This window comes from Flavihumibacter petaseus NBRC 106054, from assembly GCF_000974785.1.
GTDB classification, from domain to species: Bacteria; Bacteroidota; Bacteroidia; order Chitinophagales; family Chitinophagaceae; genus Flavihumibacter; species Flavihumibacter petaseus.
The window spans coordinates 16027-36541 of sequence record NZ_BBWV01000001.1 but is presented as its reverse complement, the minus strand read 5'-3'; the positions used below and the strand labels follow the sequence as shown (position 1 = coordinate 36541).

The following is a 20515-nucleotide window of genomic DNA, read 5'->3' as shown; positions in this document are numbered from 1 at the left end:
GGTGTACAATTAATAAAGGGAGAAATATTCAGCCAGTGGTCCGAGGGCAAGCGCAGGCAGGTAAGAAAGTGCTGTTACAATGATGATCACTGCAAGTGTCATAACCCCAAAGGTGATGGAATCTGTCCGGAGCGTGCCCGGAGATTCAGGTATGAACTTTTTGTTGGCCAGTAGTCCGACAATTGCAATGGGTCCGATGATCGGAAGGTACCTGCCAAGAATCAGAACAATACCGGTTGTTACATTCCAGAATATATTGTTATCTGCGAGCCCTTCAAATCCGCTTCCATTGTTCGCATTGGAGGAGGTGAATTCATACAGCATTTCCGAAAATCCATGGAAAGAGGGGTTGTTCAGCCATGCACCGGGTTTTACTGACCACGCGATTTCAGGGTGATGAGCTACCATATAAGCGGCCAGTGCTGTGAATCCCTTGATGAGGAACGCGGACAACAGTGTGATTAGCGCAGCTATTTTTACTTCCCTGGCTTCAACTTTATGTCCCATGAACTCCGGCGTTCTGCCTACCATAAGGCCCGAAAGAAATACTGCAATAACAATGAAGATGAAGAAGTTTAGTAACCCAACACCAACACCACCATAAAGGGCATTGATCATCATATCAAGGATCACCACACCACCGGAAATTGGAGTAAGGCTATCGTGCATTCCGTTAACCGATCCATTGGAAGTAGAGGTTGTTGCTACACTCCACAATGCTGTCGCAGCCGCTCCTATTCGAACTTCCTTTCCTTCCATACTACCCTGGAGTTGGGCAATACCCAGCCTGTCGATGGCGGGGTTTCCCTTTGTTTCATACCATGTATTGATTGCGGTAAAGAGAATGAAGAGCACCGACATTACACCAAAGATCATAACTGCCAGTTTCCTGCGCTGCAGGTAGAAGCCTAATGAAAAAATGAGCGCAATGGGGATCAGCAATATGGAAATTGTTTCTACCGCATTGGTTAGGTAGTTGGGGTTTTCCAGCGGATGGGCGGAATTGACGCCAAACCAACCACCGCCATTGGTACCCAGCTGTTTGATGGCGATCATCCCGGCCGCTGGTCCACGGGATACCTGCACGGTATCTCCCTGAAGCGTCGTAATGGTATCTTTTCCGGCAAAGCTTGATGGCGTTCCGTTGAATACCAGGATAACAGCAACAACAATGGACAGCGGAAGCAAAATCCTGGTAACACTCAAAACCAGGTAGTTCCAGAAGTTTCCAAGATTGTTGGTAGTGCGTTCCCTGAATCCGTTGAAGAGACCAATCAGGCACGCTATACCAGTTGCAGCACTCACAAATTGAAGAAAAGTAATCACGAACAGTTGCGTGAAATAAGTCAGGCCGCTTTCACCGGAATAGTGTTGCAGGTTACAGTTAACCAGAAAGCTGATCGCAGTGTTGAAAGCCAGGTCTGGTGTTTGTGCTGCATTACCATCCGGGTTGAGCGGAAAACGGTCCTGGTAAATTAAAAGACCCATTGCATAGAATAGCCACAATGCGTTTACAGTCAGCATGGCTTTCAGAAACTGTTTCCAGCTCATGGGTTCGTTGGGATTAATTCCACTGAACCGGAAAATAAATCGTTCCAGTGGTGACATGAAATCGGTCAGTGTCCTTTCTCCCCGAAACACTTTGGAGATGTATTTCCCCAGTGGCCATGCCAGAATGAGGGTCACCAGGAAGATGGATATTATGGCTATTATTTCGCCGGACATAATCAGAATTTTTCAGGTTTGATCAATACATACAATAGGTAAAAAAAGACGGCGATGGACAGGATAAATAAGCTGAGCATCATAAGATTTTCATTTCAGGGTTAAATTTTTTCGAACCAGTCGATGGTTTTAAAGAAGCACCAGAAGCAGATACCGCCGGCAGCTAGAAGAATCAGCGTGAGCATTGGAGGTTGTTTTGTTTGTGCTACGTGACCAAACGGTATACCTGTTTGATGGGATGTCACAACAAAACAATAAATACCTTGAAATTCAGGTTCTTATAGAGAAGTTTGTAGGGGAGTGGGACGTTCTGATGTGCGAAAACCCTTTCAAAATGAAAGGGTTTTTTGTCAAAATGAAAGGGTTAAACCTATTTGGAGATCTGGTATTCCTCCATTTTCCGGTAGAGTGTGGTCAATCCGATGCCCAGTAAATCCGCAGCCCTGGTTTTGTTCCCTCCGGTATGCCTCAGTATTTTGACGATATGTTGTTTTTCTACTGCTGACAATGAATGGCTTGTGTCTTGCAGCTGAAGTTGTTGCTGCATCTCAATAGGAAGATGGCCTGGCAGGATTTCCGGACCATCCGTGAGGATCAGTGCACGTTCAATCACATTCCGGAGTTCGCGGATGTTTCCTTTCCATGGATAATTTTCCAGCAACCGCAGGGTATCAGCCGAAAGGGAGCGTGGTGGGTGATCAGGGCTGCTGAACAGATCCAGGAAATGGGAAGCAAGCGCGGCGATATCTGCTTTCCTTTCACGCAGTGCCGGCAGGATAAGGGATAATACATTCAGCCTGTAATAAAGATCTTCACGGAATTGGCCGGCTTTTACCTGTTCCACAGGATCGCGGTTGGTGGCCGCAATGATGCGTACATCTGCTTTGGATATTCTCGTGTCGCCGAGTTTGATATACTGTCCGTTCTCAAGAAAACGGAGCAGTTTAGCTTGCAGATCGATAGGCATTTCGCCTATTTCATCGAGGAAGAGGGTACCGTGTTCAGCCAGTTCGACCAGTCCCTTTTTATCTTTCTGTGCTCCGGTAAAGGCGCCTGCTTTGTGACCGAAAAGTTCACTTTCCAGTAAGTCGCGGCTGAAAGCACTGCAGTTGATGGCAATGATAGGAAATGCTTTCCTGCGGCTATTCTGGTGAATGGCTTGTGCGAATACCTCCTTACCGGTTCCTGTTTCTCCCAGGATCAGTACTGTTGCATTGCTGTCTGCGATCCTGCGGGCAATACTGATACAATTTGTGATGACCGCACTGTTGCCTATAATGGCATTGAAATCATGTGGTTGATCACGGAAGCGGACAGCTGATTTCCGTTGCTTCAGCACATGTTCAGTGGCCTGGTGCAGCAATGGCAGGATGCGGTCGTTGTCATTCCCCTTGGCAATATAGTCGAACGCGCCATTTTTGATCGCCTGCACGCCGTCAGAAATATTACCAAAAGCAGTCAGCAGGATAATTTCCTGGCCCGGGTGGTCCCGTTTTACTTTTTTTACGAAGTCCACGCCATTGCCATCCGGTAGTTTCACATCACATAGCACTACATCTATAGTGTGTCTTGCCATTGCAGCATCTGCTTCTTTCAGTGAGCCGGCTTCTATAACGGTAAAGTTTTCCAGTGAAATGATGCGCGTGAGCAGTTTTCTCAGTTGCGTTTCGTCGTCTATCAGTAGTATTGTGCCGGGCATGGGAGCAAAATTGAGGAAAAGTTCGCGGTGCTGCGCGATTGTTTTTCGCGCAGCTTATTTCTCGCAATATTTTCACGCAAGGGCGCAGGCGCCCCGCAAAGGAGCAAAGGCGCGAAGGTAGTATTGGTTTCAGTGAGGATTAGGATCGGCGTAACATCGGGTAAATAGAAGTAGAGCAATGCAGAAGCCGGGTACGCGCCGCCTTTACGCTGGAAAGTTGCGGGAAAAGGGCCAGCCGGATGCGGGAGAAGAGCCGGAGTAATGCAAGAAATGTCCCGGAAATTTGGCCTATGACAATATTAAAGCTGAAGGCTGCTTTCTTTTATAATACCCGGTATCTCATTTACAAAACTCCCCAAAACATCTTCACAAAAATCTTTGCGCCTCCTATGTTTCATCTGATTGGGTTTTGCTTTTGGATAGGCTTTGTACTGCTGTAATAAATTCACTCTCCTATTGGCAGACAGGCAGTTGGCCGCTGCAGGATTTTGTTCAGGTTCATTAGAAGCTGCGCACTCTTTGCTAGACAGACGATCCTTGTTGGTTGCTGCAGGCGCAAATTAACGTTGGCAGCTTTTTGGAAAATTTTATTTCGCAGCAAAAGTTTTAATCCGTTTCCCTATAAAACTAGATACCTATACTTTGGCGCCATCAGGATACAGTTTCAATCTGATAGGGTTGTTCATTGATCAGTACAAAGCGGACCCGGTTCAGTAGTTTTTTGGCGATCCTCAGAATCGCCTTATTGTAGTGCATACGCCCCTTGAGTTGGTAGTATGACTGAGTGAGCGCGGGGTCTTTTGATATAGCCATCCAGGCACATTCTACCATTGTTTCCCGAAGCAAATGATTGCAGTGATGGGTAATGCCCTTTACGCTGCTTTTCTCTGCTGAAGCGTAGATGTCGGGTTTAAAGCCTACATAACTGGCCAGGTGATCAAAGTTTTTGAACCTTCTGATATCCTCAAGTTCGGTAAAGATGATTAACGCGCTTAGCCACCCAATGCCGGGGATGGTCATGAGTAAACCCATTTGCTTTTGATAGGCGTCACTTTTAGCCAGGGCTTTGAGTACCCGGTTCACCTCTAAGAGCTGACCGCGTATGGCCTCTAACATGCTGAGTTTCACTTTTAAGGCAGCTCTACTGTGCCCGGGTAAATCCAGTTGCTCCAGCCACTTCAGGAACGCCCGGCTAAAATGAGTGCTTTTGGTGAAGTTTTCAGGAACAGCAACCCCCATAAAATCCAAAAACGAGTGAATCCGGTTCTTATAGCGGGTCTGGTCCTTCACCAGTTGCTCGCGGCTGCGCACCAGACTACGGTTCTCTATGGTAATGGGCTGTGGAATATGAATAAAGTTTAAAGAGCCCTTACTTAATTCCCAGGCTAATTTACGGCAGTCTGCCGGATCGGTCTTAAAGCGTCGGTTCTTATCGGTCTGAGGCACATCGGAGGCATGCACAATCCGGCAGTCAAAGCCCCTGCAACTCAGCTTTTGTTGCGTCCAATAACCACTAAAACCGGCTTCATATACCAGCTGAATGCTGGCCCCCGGATAGGACTTGTTAAGGCGATCCGATAGCAATTCCGGATCCGGATTTTGGGTGTAGCACTGAAGCTCCCGATCGGCAGTCCGCAGGCAAACGCTCCAGGACTTTTTGTGTACATCAATACCACAAAAAATCGATTGACCGCCAAAGTCCAATTTCTTACCTTGTGTCATGGCTTCTGTTTTTAAGTGTGATTGATTGATTTTGACAACCAAAAGTTACACCTAATACAGAAGCTTCTTTATTGCTAATGAAAGCATGAAATCTTTGCTCCTTTGCGGGGCGCCTGCGCCCTTGCGGGAAAACACAGCGTGATAAAACTGCGCCTGATGCTTATCGCGAGAACCGCTCTATGCGTGCTTTCTCCAGGGTGTCACGATGATCCGGATGCGCAATGCTGATCAGCAACCTCGCGCGCTGTTCCATATTCTTTCCGAACAGATTCACCACACCGTATTCGGTTGCCACGTAATGCACATGCCCCCGCGTGGTGACCACACCGGCGCCTTCCTTGAGAAAGGGGACAATGCGGGAAATCCCTTTTTTGGTTGTGGAGGGGAGCGCAATGATCGCTTTACCACCCGGAGACAAGGCGGCACCCCGCATGAAATCCATCTGTCCGCCAATACCTGAATACTGATAGGTGCCAATTGAATCAGCACAGATCTGACCGGTCAGATCAATTTCGATGGCGCTGTTGATCGCAATCATTTTCGGATTGCGGCGGATAATGTCGGTATCGTTTACCCAACTGATATCCTTACTCGAAATAAAGGGGTTATTGTCTACAAAATCGTAGAGCCTTCTTGTTCCGAGTAAAAATGAAGTGACGATCTTTCCGGGTTTGATCACTTTGTGTTCGTTGGTGATCACCCCGCGTTCCACCAGATCGATCACGCCGTCTGAGAACATTTCAGTATGAATGCCTAGCCGGCGATGGTGGGTAAGCTGTTTGAGTACTGCATCGGGTATGGCACCGATGCCCAGTTGCAGTGTGGCACCATCCTCGATGAGGCCCGCAACATGTTTGCCGATTTCCTGCGACACGGCATCTGATTTACTGCCATAATCCACTTCAGGAAGTTCGGCTGATTCTTCGACCAGCGCCGTGAACCGGGAAACATGAATGACACCGTCGCCGAATACCCGCGGCATACGGGGGTTGACTTGTGCAATCACGATCGGGGCTGTCTGTACAGCGGCCAGGGCTGCGTCCACGGACGTGCCCAGCGAAACATAGCCATGCATGTCGGGCGGCGACACCTGAACGATTGCTACCTGGAGCGGGAGCATGTTTTCCCGGAAGAGTTTGGGGATTTCGCTGAGAAATATTGGCACATAACTTCCGTAGTGGCTATTGGCCCATTCCCGCACATTGGCTGAAACAAATAGGGAATTGAGGTAAAAACTGCCGGTGATACCAGGTCTTTTCCATTGAATATCACCGTATGTGCTGATGGAAACAATCTCAATGTTTTTCAGATCAGGAGCTCTTTCGAGTAAGGCGTTCACGAGGGAAAGAGGCGTGGCAGCACTGCCGTGAACAAATACACGGTCGCCGGACTGAACAAGTTCAACTGCTTTTTCGATGGAGGTAAAGGGCAATCTCATGGTGTTGAATATGGCTACTGTTCTGTAACGTGGTGATGGATGCTGTTTTGCCTGTTCCTCAGAAAATTTCCCTTCCTTCCGCACATCACTGCCTTGATCTCGGCTATGATGGAAAGCGCAATCTCTTCGGCTGTTTCTGCGCCGATATCCAACCCGGTAGGGCCGTATACGCCTTCAAGCTGCTCCTGGCTCGGTTCAATACCTTCGTGCCGGAGGTCGTCCAGCATTTTTAAGAATTTACTTTTTGGGCCAAGAGAGCCGATATACCCGGGCTCCATCGGCAGCAGGCCTTTCAGCATCGCCAGGTCGTAATGGTAATTGTGTGTCATCAGCACGACTGCGGAGCGATGGTCGATCTGTAGCTGCGGCAGAACGGCTTGAGGTTTACCGTTGATAATATTCTCCACCGCCGGAAAACGCTGACGGTTGCCATGCGTAATTCTTCCGTCGATCACCGTCACGGGCCAGCCCAGCAGTGACGCCATTGCTGCCAGCGGAAGGGCATCATTACCACCGCCCACAACGTACAGGGATATGGCTGGTTGAAGGTATTCGAGGAAGGCACTGTCGCCCGTTGCAGGATAGTGTTCCAGCCGGGAAGATTGTGTGTCCAGGGCTTGTATAGCATCTGCTGTTAATGCTGTAACCAATGGAAGTTGGTCAGGCGGGGTGTTGCCTGCGTGAACTGACTTTTCTCCATCGGATAACAGGCAGGTGCCGAACTGTTGATGTGGATTGCGGTTCAGGTTAAAAACCGTTGCCAGCACCAGCGGTTCGCGAGCCGATGCGCATTGTTCAAGCAATGTTACGGGATGATTAGTTTTTGACGGGTCGACCGGTTCAAAGAGAATATGCACGATGCCATTGCATCCGAGCTGTACACCGAATGCCATATCGTCTTCCAGCGTGTTGTAGGTAACCAGCCGGTTTGCTTGCTGATGTATCGCCAGCAGCGCTTTCCTAAGCGCATCGCCTTCCAGGCATCCGCCACTGATGGCACCCGTCATTTTTCCATCTTCCTCCACCAGCATGCGCGCGCCGGGTCTCCGGTAGGAAGATCCTTCCACATGCACCACAGTCGCGAGCGCCATTTGCTTTCCCTCCCGCCTGGCTTTGTGGTAAGCATTGATGATATCATGAATTTCTTTCGTCACGGGTTCGCTTGTGGGGCAAACCCACCGGTTTTCAGCCAGGTAGTCCAGGCTTTTACAAATGCATCATGTGTCATTGGGGGCAAGGTTCTTCCTTCACCCGGATTCCAGGCGGCCACCACCAATCCATCATGTGCATGTTCCAGCAATTGCTGCGGTGTCTTATTACCATTCTGAGCAGGATCCATGATTTGTTTAGCCAGCTCATGCGGTGTTTTTCCCTGGAATACCATTTTCATATCAGCGGGCGGAAGATGCCAGTTGGGATTGCCTGGAGGTGTATGTTCCCCGGGCGTATTGGTTGGTTGATGGCAATTGGCGCATTTCATGGCATATACTCCCTTGCCGTCCTTACCCCGCTGGGGAAGCATGGTATGCAGGTGGTTGTCATCTCCCTGCAGCGGTACATCGCCGGATGGGTGACAATTCATGCAACGCGGACTCATCAATACGTTGTATACTTCCAGGAAAGCTTTAACTGATGCAGCACTATCTTTCACGATCATAAGGCTGTCATGGCCCGTCGGGGCATCCTGCTCGATGTGCCCTTTACGGATACTGAAAGACAGTAATGCGAATAATCCGAAAAGCCCGGTGACTACGGAAAATGTTCTTACTGGAAGATTGTGGTTGACAGGCATAGTTAGAATGGTTTTTTTCCGGCTTCCTGCTGCAGCTCAGCAGCACGATGAATTGCTTTTCTGATGCGGGGGTAGGTGCCGCAGCGGCAAAGGTTGCCCGACATGGCAGCATCGATTGCAGCGTCGTCGGGTTGTGGATTTTCTTTCAACAGTACTGCTGCAGACATCAACTGGCCGCTTTGGCAATATCCACATTGCGGAACGTCAATCTCCGCCCATGCCTGCTGCAAAGGATGATCATTATGGAGAGAAAGCCCTTCGATCGTTACGATTTTCTGATTGGCTGCACGGGAAACTTTCGTGACGCAGGAACGGACTGCTTCCCCGTTCAGGTGCACTACACAGGCGCCGCATTGTGCAACGCCACAGCCATACTTCGTTCCGGTAAGTCCGATGATATCCCTGATTACCCAAAGCAAGGGCATATCGGGATCAACGTCCACTTTATGTGTTTTCTGGTTAACGGTTAATCTGATCATAATTGGTATTGTTTACACATGAAGATCAAAAGGCATTTTCCGGTTACGCTTTCCTGTTGCTGCAAAGATCGCATTGGCCAGGGCCGGGGCGAATGGCGGTAATCCGGGTTCACCCACACCCTTAACCTTACCTCCTTCGGCCAGGATATGCACGTCAATCAACGGCGTCTCACTGATCCGTGGCAGCAGGTTGTCATAAAAATTATGGTGGGTCACCTTGCCATGCTTCAGGCGGATATCCGGTTTTACTGCGGCACCCAATGCCATGATGATGGCACCCTCCGTCTGGTTCCTGACATTATCAGGATTCACCACTTCTCCCAGGTCGATCACGGCTACTACTTTATCAATCCGTATCCGGCCATCGGACAAATGCGTTACTTCCACGGTCTGCCCGCAAAGGCCTGCAAAGAATTCCCAGGTCGCCACGCCGCGTCCGCTTCCCTTGGGCAGCGGACGGTCCCATCCCGATACTTCCTTCAGTGTCAATAATACTCTTTTTGTATCTGAAGGCGCGGATAATAAGGATAAGCGGAAGGACATGGGATCCATCCCGGCTTTCCAGGCCAGCTCGTCCAGGAAACACTCCTGTGCAAAGGCAACCGTAGAGCTGGTAACAGATCGCCAGGCTGCAACAGGAACATGATAACCTGCACGGACATACGCTGTCCGGATATTCGGAATCTCATAAGCCTGCTCCGCAATTCCTTCCACCATGGTACCGTCTACTTTATTGGGATCAAAATTCCGGCCGACCGATTCAGCGTAGGAGGGGCTGATCACTTTGTGCCGGAAGGTCACCAGTTTTCCTTCAGCACTGAAGCCGCCCTGCAGCTGTGAAAAGGTCATGGGACGGAAAGGTCCTTGTTCGGTGGTGTCCTCTCTTGTCCAGATCACTTTTACCGGGTAGTTCACCTGTTTTGCAATATTTACGGCTTCCACGATGAAATCAAGATACAACCGTCTTCCAAAACCGCCGCCTACAAAAGTTGCATGCAGTTTAATATTTTCCGGTGCCACGCCGATCAGTTTGTGAAGGTCATTGGGACCACTGCCGGTAACATTACTGGGCACCTGGGTAGAAGTCCAGAGTTCCACCTGGTCGTCTTTTACCTGGGCAATACAGTTCAACGGTTCCATCGGATGATGGGCAACCATCGGGGTTTCGTAAAAAGCTTCCACCAGGTTTTCCGGTGCAATGGTAAGTGCGTCAATATCGCCTTTATTTTTGTCGGTCAGGCCTTCCTGTGACACCATCAACCGGAGGCCCGCTTCATATTCATCCGATTGGAAATGTTCAAATCCCTTTGTGTCCCATTCCACGCGCAGTTTCTTCCTGCCCTGGAGGGCCGCCCAATAATTATCTGCGATCACGGCCACACCGGTATTGCGATGAATGCCATAAACCCTTTCCACAGGAACCACTGTAACCACGCCCTTTATTTTCAGGGCAGCGGAGGCATCAAACTGTTTCAGGGTGCCTCCGATCACGGGGCATCTTTCCACTGACGCATAACGCATCCCGTCTACTTTCACATCGATGCCGAAAACAGCACTTCCATTGGTCTTCAGCGGAACATCCGGCCGCCGCATGGACTTCCCGATTATTTTGAAATCCTTCCCGTCTTTCAGAACTGGTGTTTTGGGCAATTCGATTTTCGCTGCAGTTTCCACCAGGTCACCGTAGGCGATCGATTTTCCGGACGCGCGATGGTACACCGTTGCGTTTTCAGCATAACAGGTTGCGGCATCAACGCCCCAGGTACTTGCTGCAGCCTGGATCAGTACTTCTTTTGCTGAAGCGCCCACCTTCCGCAGGTCAGAAAAACTGGTACGCACAGATGCGCTGCCTCCGGCCCGCTGTGCGGTGCCCAATTCTTTTTCGCCGTTTGAGTTCAGGATGGTTACCTGGTCAAGAGACACTTCGAGCTCCTCGGCGATCAGCGCCGGGATCGCCTGGAATGTACCCTGGCCGATCTCGGGTTTGGTATTGTAAATGGTGATCTTTCCGCCGGATTCTATCAGGATCCATGGTGTAAAGTGTGCTGCCGTCACCGGACTGGTTGTCTTTCCCACTTCACCGTGAACATACAACCCCAGCCAGAGGGCAACGCCTGCGCCCCCGGCATTTTTGAGAAAGGATCGTCTGGTGATGGTCGTCATAGCCGTTCCTTACAAGTTCGGACAAAATCGGGAGAAAAAAGATTAAGGTTGGGGTTTGGAGTTGGGTTAGACGCATATAGTTTTCTTTCCATGCTTTGTTGAAGGAATTATGTGTTCACGCTGTGTGGATTCCCCGAATAAGCGGGAGGTATCTAATTTTCAAATTGATGCAATTCATAAAACTGAGTGAAATGAGCCACCACACTTAGTTTCAGAAGCGTATGTGTATTACTTGTTTAAATTCCGTTTTTCTAAACGGGTAAATTGTCCAACGGAGAAATCATAGCCGGGAAACTTACTTAGCGGAAACGTATTATTCGGGAAACTTATATGATCCAGTACTTGAAAATCTTTACAGACAGCTGGGGCAACAATTATAAGTGTCCACGATGACATATAACCACGTGTTTGCAATAAACATATGCAAACGTTTAATTTTGTGAAATGCAGTGTGGTGCCTCATTTCACTCGGTTTTATGAATTGACCACTTTCTAAAAAGCTGGTCCCCCCCTTTGCTGAAGTTACTGCTTACGCTAAAGCTTCAGCAGTCAAAACTTTCCTCATTTTTCCAGGTCCTTCAGGTATTGCGTAGGTGTTTTGCCGAACTCCTGCTTGAATGCCTTGGAAAAATAGGATTGCGTCTGGATACCTACACTGTACATGATATCAGACATCGACAATTCACCCTTGGTAAGCAATGTTGCAGCGCGTTTCAGCCGGACGGTGCGGATGAAGTCGCCGATCGCCTGACCCGTAATATTTTTTACGAGGTTGTAGAGCTTGGTGCGGCTCATGCCAATCTGTGTACAGATATATTCAATATCCATTTCAGGCTTGGAAAGATTTTCTTCGATCACGGCAATGAGTCTTTCAAGAAATTGCCGGTCGCGTTCCGAATGCGCCAGCTCCCTGATCTCAGCATGCTGATCTTTCCGGTAATAGGCCTTCAGCTTTTCTTTCTGGCTGAGTATATTCTGCAAGGTCAGTTGCAGCAGGTCCATACGTAACGGTTTGGAAAAATAGTAGTCAGCACCGGTTTCCGCACCTTCCAGCCTCGATTCCATCCCGTTTTTGGCAGTCAGTAAAATAAAGGGAATATGTGCGGTGTCAGCATTGTTCTTTACTGCACGGCAATATTCAATGCCATCCATTACCGGCATCATAATGTCGCTGATCACCACATCCGGAAATTGCGTGGCGGTCTTTTCCATGGCTTCACGGCCATCTGCCGCCTCGATTACCTGGTATTGGGATTCGAGCGATTCTTTAAGAAATTGCCGCAATTCAGGATTGTCTTCAGCAATCAAAATCTGGTTTCTGCTGCCTTCAGCAATTGTTGTCAATCCCGGTACAGGCGTAGCCGGGGTGACGACAGTACCATTGGAAAGCCCTGATTGAATCAATTCGCCGGTATCGGGGAGTTCAGCCGGCCGCAGCCATCTTTCCTTCCGGGAGTAAGCCGATTTTTCGGCTGGCAGCGCAATAATGATCTCGGTGCCCTTATTCCTTTCACTGTACACATAGATATTTCCATGGTGCAGTTGTGTCAGTGTTTTTACAAAGGCAAGGCCGATGCCCGAACCGAGATGCGTATCAGAGACCCGATAGTACCGCTCGAACAGGTGCCGTATTGATTCACCGGAAATGCCGATACCATTATCCGACACGCGAACATAGACCCAGCCCCGGTTCTCCGGCTGATTGCCGATCAGTAATTTATTTTCATACTGGGGATGGAACTGATCCAGGGAATCCAGCAACTGCAGGGAAACACGCCCATAGTCATTGGTATATTTGAAGGCATTGCTGAGCAGGTTGGTGATGATCTTTTCCAGCACCTGCCGATCGAACCAGATCTCGGATTTTTTGGTTTGTGCGGAAACGGTAAAACGGATATTCTTCTGCAACGCCAGTTCACTGAACTCTTCGGCGATCTCATGCAGGAACAACGGGAGGTTGCCGGGCATCACCTGGAGGTGAAGGGCGCCTGATGCTGCTTTCCGGAAATCCATCAGCTCATTGATCAGCTGCAGCAGCCGGTTCGCATTCCGGTGGATCACCTGGTAGAGGTGATGATGTTTGTTGTCGGCGTCTTCCTGCAACAGTTTTTCAACCGGACCGGTAATCAGTGAAAGTGGTGTGCGGAATTCATGGGAAATATTGGTAAAGAACTGCAACTGCATCTGGTGGATCTCTTCTTTTTTCTGCTCTTCAAATTGCTGCAGCTGCACCTTCCGCCTGATATGGTAGATATAATACAATACGCCGGCAAGCAGCGCAATAGTGAGCAACTGGAACCACCAGGTGTTCCAGAACGGGGGAGTGATAATGACCCGGATACTGTATCCCTGGTTGTTCCAGATGCCATCGTTGTTGGATGCCTTGATCGTAAAAGTATAGGTGCCCGGCCGTACATTGGTATAAGAGGCTCTTTTTTCCTGTGCCGTATAGATCCAGTCTTTGTCCCATCCCTCCAGTTTATAGGCAAAGCGATTATTTTCCGCCGCAGTATAACTCAGGGCAGCAAAGCCAAAAGAAAATGTCGCTTCTTTATAACTCAGGGTAATCTCATGGGTAAAGCTGATGTCTTCCTTCAGTACCTTGCTGCCGGAACCACCTGATACCGGGTGGTTCTGCACCTGGAAATCCGTGACAAAAACCGGGGGAACGAAATCGTTGGCCTTGATTTCTTTCGGATTGAAACTGTTGAATCCGTTCACGCCCCCGATATAAATCTGCCCGTCGCGGGTTTTGGTAAAGGCATTGGCTTCAAATTCCATCTCCTGCAGGCCATCTCCTGTATTGAAGCTTCGAACGTGGCCGGTTTCCGTATCCAGCATTTTAAGCCCGGCAGATGTGGTGATCCAGTATTGCCCGTTGTTGTCTTCCACCATCCCCTTAATAAAGACGTCGGCCAGCCCTTCCTGCTGGGTATAAATAAAAAAGTCATTCCGGCCGGAATCATACTTGTATAGTCCGGCCTGCCCGGCCCAGATACCGCCGCGGCTATCGGTGAACAATACCCGAATATCAGGGAGTTTGTCTTCATTACGGAAATACTGGCTGAATTCTCCCGTCCCTGCATCCTTACGGTTAAGGCCACCGTCATCGGTACCCATCCATATATTTCCGTCCCGGTCCTGTGTAATGGAAAGGATATTATTTCCTGAGATGGATGTTTTTCCGGATGGGCTCCTGGTGATGCGGGAGAATTGCCCCGTCCTTTTATTGAAGGCATGCAGGCCGCTGAAATAAGTACCAATCAGCAGACTGCTGTCCCGGTCCTCAAAAATGCATTGTATATAATTGGCAGCGGCGCTGGTAAACCGGGTGAAATCATTGGTGCGCGGATCATACCGGCAAAGCCCGCCGCCCCAGGTCGCCACCCAGAGCGTGCCTTCCCGGTCTTCCCGGATGTCCATTACTTCATTGGAGCCAAGGCTTCTCCGGTTGAAGGGGTCATGTTTGTAATGGGTGAAATGGTTCAGTTTGCGGTTAAACAGGTTCAGTCCGCCGCCATCCGTACCGATCCAGATATTGCCGGAACGGTCTTCGCAGAAACTTTTGACATCATTATAACTAAGGCTGTTATCGAAGGGTTTCTGCCGGTACAGCCTGAACTTCTCCGCACCCGGCATGTACAGGTTGATCCCACCGCGGTGGGTACCGATCCAGATATTGCCCTGCCGGTCTTCGTACAATGCCGATACGGTTCGCTGGCTGAGGCTGTTTGGATTGTCGGGCTGGTACTGGTAGTTGATGAATTTTCCGGAAGATGCATCAAGATGATCGAGCCCGCCGTTCACCGACCCTATCCAGACATCCCCTTTTTTACTGACCTGCACAGACCTGACCAGGTTACTACTTAATGACGTGGGATCATCGGCGCGATGTACAAAGTGCTGAAAACTGTGGTAGGAGGGATGGTAAATAACAAGGCCGTTGTCTGACATGCCCAGGAGCAGTCGGCCATCTGCCGTTTCGGCCAGTGCACTGATGGTGGCTTTGCCATTTAGTTCAGCCGGCAGCAGTATATTTTCGAATTGTGCCGCACGGGTATTATACAAATACAGGCCGGATTCGGTTCCCGCCCAGAGATTACCGCGGCTGTCTTCCAGGAGGGCATAGATATAAGGTTCGGTACGATCACCCAGCACGCAACTGACGGTACGGAAGCGACCGGAGCCTTTTTCATAAACCTGGAGACCGCCTCCCGCAGTACCCACCCAAACCCTGCCTTTACTGTCGCCGATGATGGTTGCAATACGGTTGGTGTTACCATTACCATGATCTTTAGGGAAGCGATATCGGGTGAATTTATTCAGGCGGGGTTGGAAACGACTGAGGCCATTTAAGGTGCCCACCCATAGTGTCTGCTCGCTGTCTTCATGCAGGGCAGTGATATAATTGTCACTTAAAGAGGTAGTGTCTGCCGGGTGATTCCGGTACACCTGGAACTGTGAGCCATCATACCGGTTCAATCCGTCGCGGGTTCCAAACCAGAGAAAGCCTCGGCTGTCCTGAAGAATGGATTCGATCGTACTGTTCGATAACCCGTTCTCACTTTTTATATGACGGAAATTAATGATAGGTGACTGTGCCTCGCACCACAAAGTCAGGCCCTGGCAGCAGGCAGTCAGCAGCAATAATAATATGATACGGCGTCTTCCGGGCATGTCGGCAATTAAGCGTGTTGTTCAATTTACAGGAAAAAAGATCGCTGAAAACAAGGCCGGTAGCAAGAATGACGATTTGAAACAAAGTTCGGATAGCTGGGGAAAATGACCGCGCAGCCTTTTCAATAGATTTGAAACTCTTACCCATGTTGCTATTGCCAAACAAAACCGATTGCGATGAATGCGCTTAAACGATTGCGATCAGGCAGCTTTGCTGTACTGCTTATGTTATGCTCCTCTTTATTGTATGGTCAGGGCCGCACGATCACCGGCACTGTGACCGACACCGCCGGAAAGCCCCTTTCAGCGGTAACCGTTTCTGTAAAAGGTAAAAAAAATGCCGGGGCGACCGGGGTGGACGGTACCTTCCGCCTCCAGAATGTCAACCCTGGCGATGTGCTGGTCTTCACTTCCATTGGCGTCTCGTCCCTGGAACGGACAGTTGGGGCGGACGAGTCCCTGACGATCCAGATGACCCCGCTGGCCGGCAACCTCAACGAGGTGGTGGTGATCGGTTATGGTACCTCGCGGAAAACTGATCTCACCGGCTCAGTCGCCAGCGTTTCCGCAAAAGATTTTCAGAAGGGACAGATCTCGACACCGGAACAGATGATCGCAGGAAAACTTCCGGGTGTATCCATCATATCCAATGGCGGACAGCCAGGCTCGGGTAGTACGATCAGGATCAGGGGTGGTTCGTCCCTGCGTGCCAGCAATGATCCGCTGATCGTGATCGATGGCGTACCAATGGAATCGGGAACGATTCCCGGCGCCTCAAATCCGCTCAGCTTTATCAACCCGAACGATATTGAGACCTTTACGGTGCTGAAAGACGCCTCGGCAGCTGCCATCTACGGCACCCGCGCGGCCAACGGGGTGATCCTGATCACCACCCGGAAAGGTACCGGTGGAAAGTTGCGGATTAACTTTTCCACCAATTTCTCTGTTTCCAACATAGCCAACAAAGTAGACGTGCTGGATGCAGACACTTTCCGTGAAATCGTCAACCAGAATGGTACCGATGCGCAGAAAGCGATGATGGGCAGCCACAACACCGACTGGCAGGACGAGATCTACCGCACTGCCTTCGCCACCGACAATAATATATCCGTTAGCGGTGGTATCAAAAAACTGCCTTACCGCCTTTCACTGGGATATACCAATCAGAGTGGTGTGCTGCTGACTGACAAGATGCAGCGGGGTTCTCTATCCCTTGCGCTGAATCCTACCTTCCTTGACAATCACTTGAAGGTTGATCTGAACTTCAAGGGAACAGTACAGAAAACCCGCTTCGGAAACAGTGCAGCGATCGGCAGTGCCCTGAGCTTTGATCCGACTCACCCGGTGTATGATGATAAGGGTGATGGCCGGTTCGGCGGATACTGGGAATGGCGCGATCCGAACAGCCCGACCGGACTCGTCAACCTCGTGGGCCGGAACCCTGTGGGACTACTCGAGCAACGTTTTGACGAAAGTGAGCCTATCCGCAGCATCGGTAACCTGCAACTCGATTACAAGTTCCATTTTCTTCCAGAATTGCGGGCCAACGTCAATATGGGATATGATGTGGCAAGAGGCAAAGGCACCATTTTTGTGAGTGACAGTGCCGCTTCAGATTATGCAGCTGGTGGAGCAGGCGGGCAAAACAACCAGTACCGGCAGGACCGCACGAATACCATATTTGATTTTTACCTCAATTACAATAAATTGTTCGGCGGCCTCAACAGCCGGGTGGACCTTACAGCAGGATATTCCTATAATAACTTCCTGACCAAGGTTTACAATTATGCCAGCTTTAACGCACAGGGCGTCAAATACCCGAACTCCGATCCGGCGTTTCCCTATAATGAACCGGAAAACACCCTGGTCTCCTTCTTCGGCCGGTTGAACTATACCTTCCATGACAGGTACCTGCTGACGGCAACCCTGCGGCGCGACGGTTCCAGCCGCTTCGCTGAAGCCAACCGTTGGGGTATGTTCCCTTCCGTAGCATTCGCCTGGAGGATCAAAGACGAAAAATTCCTGCAGGACGCAAGAGTCCTGTCTGATCTGAAACTTCGGTTAGGCTGGGGCGTTACCGGGCAGCAGGATGGCATCAACAACTATGATTTCCTTTCGTTTTATGCCCTCAGCTCACCCAATGCCACCTACCAGTTCGGTAACAACTACTACCAGATGTATCGTCCCGGGGCTTACAACCCAAACATCAAATGGGAGGAAACCACTACCAGCAATATCGGGCTTGACTTTGGATTCCTGGATAACCGGATTACCGGTAGCATTGATGCTTACATTAAAAAGACGGACGATCTCCTCAATAATATCCCGCAACCAGCAGGATCCAATTTCTCCGCTTTCTTTATTGCCAACGTGGGCAGTATGGAAAACAAGGGAATTGAGTTCAACATCAATGCAACACCCGTTAAGAATAATGACTGGACCTGGGATGCCGCGTTCAATGTGACGTATAACCGGAACCGGATCACCAATCTCACCGTGGTGCCGAATGATCCGACTTATCGCGGTATCCAGGATGGTGCGATCTCCGGTGGCGTAGGCGGCGGTTTTTCACAAATTCAGCAGGTAGGGTACAGCCGGAATACTTTTAACCTTTACCAGCAGGTATACGATAAGAGTGGTAAGCCGGTAGAGAATGTTTTTGTGGATGTGAACGGTGATGGGATCATCAACCAGGATGACCTGACCAAAACAGAGAGTGCGGTTCCCGATGTGTTCATGGGTTTCAGTACCAATGTCAGTTATAAGCGGTTCAATGCTGGATTTGTATTGCGGGCAAGCATCGGAAATTATGTATACAACAATATATACAGCAATATCGGTAACCTGTTGCAGATCCTTGGCAGTGCAGTATTGTACAATGCATCCTCCAATTACCTGGAAACAAGATTCCATGGCAACAGCAATAACCTGCTGAGCGACTATTATATCCAGAACGGATCATTCCTGCGCATGGATAATTTCCTGGTCGGGTATGATGCGGGAAGAGTGATCAACAGCAAGGCTGCGCTAAGGTTATACCTGAGTGCACAAAATGTATTTGTGATCACGAAATACAAGGGACTCGATCCCGAAATCAGCAATGGGGTGGACAATAACCTGTATCCGCGTCCGCGCGTATTCACCGTTGGTTTAAACCTCAATTTCTAATGAACAACAAAATGACTGGTATGAAAACTTCCTATAAAATCGGCCTGGTCCTGTTGCTGCTGACGGCGGGATTTGTTGCCTGTACTAAAAAACTGGACCTTGTTCCCACTAATGATGTAACAGCAGATGCGGTGTACAGTACCGCGCAGGGCTACAAGCAGGCCCTGGCCAAGGCATACGGCGCATTTGCGCTGACCGGCAATACCGGCGGCACCGGGTCGCCCGATATTTCCACACAGATCATCAATGATGAAGGCAACTCTGATTTTCTCCGGCTCTATTTTAACCTGCAGGAGCTTACTACCGATGAAGCCGCCTGGAGCTGGCAGAATGATGCCGGAATCAGGGGATTGAAAGAGATGAGCTGGTCAGCGAATAACCCGATCGTGAATGGCGTATATTATCGCGCCTTCTTCCAGATCACTGTCTGCAATGATTTTATCCGCCAGTCTACGGATGACAAGATTGCTTCCCGTGGGTTTACCGGCACGGATGCAGAAGAAATTAAAAAATATCGAGCTGAAGCAAGATTCCTGCGTGCCTACCAGTACTGGGTACTGATGGACCTCTTTGCTAATCCGCCTTTCGTGGACGAGAATTCTCCCATTGCTACGGGATTGCCAAAACAGATCAGCCGGGCCGATCTCTATGCCTGGATCGAAGCTGAACTGACTGCCATTGATGGCGAACTGGCTGAACCGCGTACGAATGAGTATGGGCGGGCAGACAAGGCTGCAGCCTGGGCGCTCCTTGCGAGGCTTTACCTGAACGCCAAAGTCTATACCGGTACGGATAAGAACACGGAAGCCATAACCTGGTGCAAAAGGATCATTGATGCCGGATATACCCTGCATCCTGACTACCGTGAGCTGACGCTGGCAGACAACAATCTCAACGCTGATGAGAATATTTTCATGATCGCCTATGATGCCCAGTACACCCAAAACTGGGGTGGCACCACTTACCTGGCGCATGGTCCTGCAGCAGTGCCCGGCGATATTTCAGGAACCAGTGGCACCTGGGGAGGACTCCGTCACCCCGAACAGTTTACTGACCTGTTTGAAGATCCTTCCGGCAATACAGACAAACGCGCACAGTTTTATACCTCCGGACAGAATAAACAAATGACCGAATTGTATGTGAGCACTGACGGTTATTCCTCCAACAAGTACCGCAACAAAACACGGAGTGGTGACCCGGCTCCGCATGCCGATCCCAACGGCAACTGGGCAGACATCGACTTTCCCTTATTCAGGCTGGGCGAGATCTATCTCATTTTTGCAGAAGCCGTTTTGCGCGGGGGCTCCGGCGGTAGCCAGGACGAGGCGCTTGATTATATCAATGAATTACGCACCCGCGCTTATGACGGTGAAACCGATGGCAACATCACGGCTGGTGAGCTGAACCTTGATTTTATTCTTGATGAGCGGGGTCGCGAATTATACTATGAAGCGCACCGGCGTACTGACCTGATCCGATATAACCGCTTTACTACTGAAGCATACCTGTGGGCCTGGAAAGGAGGTGTACAAGCGGGGAGAGGCGCTGATGCCAAATACAATATTTTCCCGCTTCCGGCTACCGATTTGTCCTCCAATCCCAACCTGCATCAAAACAGTGGCTATTGATCCAACAGCCAACAAAATTTGAAA

At 49.8% G+C, this 20515-nt stretch carries 12 protein-coding genes; 2 read left to right on the top strand and 10 right to left on the bottom strand.

Annotated elements, in window-relative coordinates:
* Positions 1 to 9 precede the first annotated feature (9 nt).
* The 10 genes from kdpA to FPE01S_RS00080 form a co-directional block, all read right to left on the bottom strand.
* Positions 10 to 1725: a potassium-transporting ATPase subunit KdpA gene (gene kdpA, locus FPE01S_RS00125; RefSeq protein ID WP_046366952.1), complete on the bottom strand. Its 1716-nt coding sequence runs from the start codon at positions 1723 to 1725 to the stop codon at positions 10 to 12.
* Positions 1726 to 1727: 2 nt separating this feature from the next.
* On the bottom strand, positions 1728 to 1805 hold the full coding sequence (locus tag FPE01S_RS00120; RefSeq protein ID WP_245623971.1) for a potassium-transporting ATPase subunit F: 78 nt from the start codon (positions 1803 to 1805) through the stop codon (positions 1728 to 1730).
* Positions 1806 to 2095: 290 nt separating this feature from the next.
* A complete protein-coding gene (locus FPE01S_RS00115; protein ID WP_046366950.1) occupies positions 2096 to 3424 on the bottom strand; it encodes a sigma-54-dependent transcriptional regulator in 1329 nt (442 codons plus the stop codon).
* Between the two features lie 651 nt (positions 3425 to 4075).
* Positions 4076 to 5146 (bottom strand): IS110 family RNA-guided transposase, encoded by a 1071-nt coding sequence (locus tag FPE01S_RS00110; RefSeq protein ID WP_046368490.1) that lies wholly within the window; start codon positions 5144 to 5146, stop codon positions 4076 to 4078.
* A gap of 160 nt (positions 5147 to 5306) precedes the next feature.
* On the bottom strand, positions 5307 to 6584 hold the full coding sequence (locus FPE01S_RS00105; RefSeq protein ID WP_046366949.1) for an acetyl-CoA hydrolase/transferase family protein: 1278 nt from the start codon (positions 6582 to 6584) through the stop codon (positions 5307 to 5309).
* A 14-nt stretch (positions 6585 to 6598) separates the two neighbouring features.
* Complete coding sequence (locus tag FPE01S_RS00100) at positions 6599 to 7738, bottom strand: XdhC family protein (RefSeq protein ID WP_072053930.1); 1140 nt, start codon at positions 7736 to 7738, stop codon at positions 6599 to 6601.
* Positions 7735 to 8376 (bottom strand): hypothetical protein, encoded by a 642-nt coding sequence (locus FPE01S_RS00095; RefSeq protein ID WP_046366948.1) that lies wholly within the window; start codon positions 8374 to 8376, stop codon positions 7735 to 7737. Before FPE01S_RS00095 ends, FPE01S_RS00100 begins: the two co-directional genes overlap by 4 nt.
* 2 nt (positions 8377 to 8378) lie before the next feature.
* Positions 8379 to 8855, bottom strand: coding sequence for a (2Fe-2S)-binding protein (locus FPE01S_RS00090; protein WP_046366947.1), 477 nt, complete (start codon positions 8853 to 8855; stop codon positions 8379 to 8381).
* 12 nt (positions 8856 to 8867) lie between these two features.
* On the bottom strand, positions 8868 to 11018 hold the full coding sequence (locus FPE01S_RS00085) for a xanthine dehydrogenase family protein molybdopterin-binding subunit (RefSeq protein WP_046366946.1): 2151 nt from the start codon (positions 11016 to 11018) through the stop codon (positions 8868 to 8870).
* A 561-nt stretch (positions 11019 to 11579) separates the two neighbouring features.
* Positions 11580 to 15695 (bottom strand): hybrid sensor histidine kinase/response regulator transcription factor, encoded by a 4116-nt coding sequence (locus FPE01S_RS00080; RefSeq protein WP_052955393.1) that lies wholly within the window; start codon positions 15693 to 15695, stop codon positions 11580 to 11582.
* A gap of 177 nt (positions 15696 to 15872) precedes the next feature.
* On the opposite strand from FPE01S_RS00080, the gene FPE01S_RS00075 reads away from it, so the two are divergent.
* Both FPE01S_RS00075 and FPE01S_RS00070 read left to right on the top strand, forming a co-directional pair.
* A complete protein-coding gene (locus FPE01S_RS00075; RefSeq protein ID WP_046366945.1) occupies positions 15873 to 18863 on the top strand; it encodes a SusC/RagA family TonB-linked outer membrane protein in 2991 nt (996 codons plus the stop codon).
* A 20-nt stretch (positions 18864 to 18883) separates the two neighbouring features.
* Positions 18884 to 20491: a RagB/SusD family nutrient uptake outer membrane protein gene (locus FPE01S_RS00070; protein ID WP_046368487.1), complete on the top strand. Its 1608-nt coding sequence runs from the start codon at positions 18884 to 18886 to the stop codon at positions 20489 to 20491.
* The last annotated feature ends 24 nt before the right edge of the window (positions 20492 to 20515 follow it).

Coding starts and splice junctions, on each gene's coding strand:
- FPE01S_RS00090 (WP_046366947.1), bottom strand. CDS start 8,855: ATGATCAGATTAACCGTTAACCAGAAAACACATAAAGTGGACGTTGAT.
- FPE01S_RS00105 (WP_046366949.1), bottom strand. CDS start 6,584: ATGAGATTGCCCTTTACCTCCATCGAAAAAGCAGTTGAACTTGTTCAG.
- FPE01S_RS00120 (WP_245623971.1), bottom strand. CDS start 1,805: ATGCTCAGCTTATTTATCCTGTCCATCGCCGTCTTTTTTTACCTATTG.
- FPE01S_RS00075 (WP_046366945.1), top strand. CDS start 15,873: ATGAATGCGCTTAAACGATTGCGATCAGGCAGCTTTGCTGTACTGCTT.
- FPE01S_RS00095 (WP_046366948.1), bottom strand. CDS start 8,376: ATGCCTGTCAACCACAATCTTCCAGTAAGAACATTTTCCGTAGTCACC.
- FPE01S_RS00110 (WP_046368490.1), bottom strand. CDS start 5,146: ATGACACAAGGTAAGAAATTGGACTTTGGCGGTCAATCGATTTTTTGT.
- FPE01S_RS00080 (WP_052955393.1), bottom strand. CDS start 15,695: ATGCCCGGAAGACGCCGTATCATATTATTATTGCTGCTGACTGCCTGC.
- FPE01S_RS00070 (WP_046368487.1), top strand. CDS start 18,884: ATGAAAACTTCCTATAAAATCGGCCTGGTCCTGTTGCTGCTGACGGCG.
- FPE01S_RS00085 (WP_046366946.1), bottom strand. CDS start 11,018: ATGACGACCATCACCAGACGATCCTTTCTCAAAAATGCCGGGGGCGCA.
- FPE01S_RS00115 (WP_046366950.1), bottom strand. CDS start 3,424: ATGCCCGGCACAATACTACTGATAGACGACGAAACGCAACTGAGAAAA.
- kdpA (WP_046366952.1), bottom strand. CDS start 1,725: ATGTCCGGCGAAATAATAGCCATAATATCCATCTTCCTGGTGACCCTC.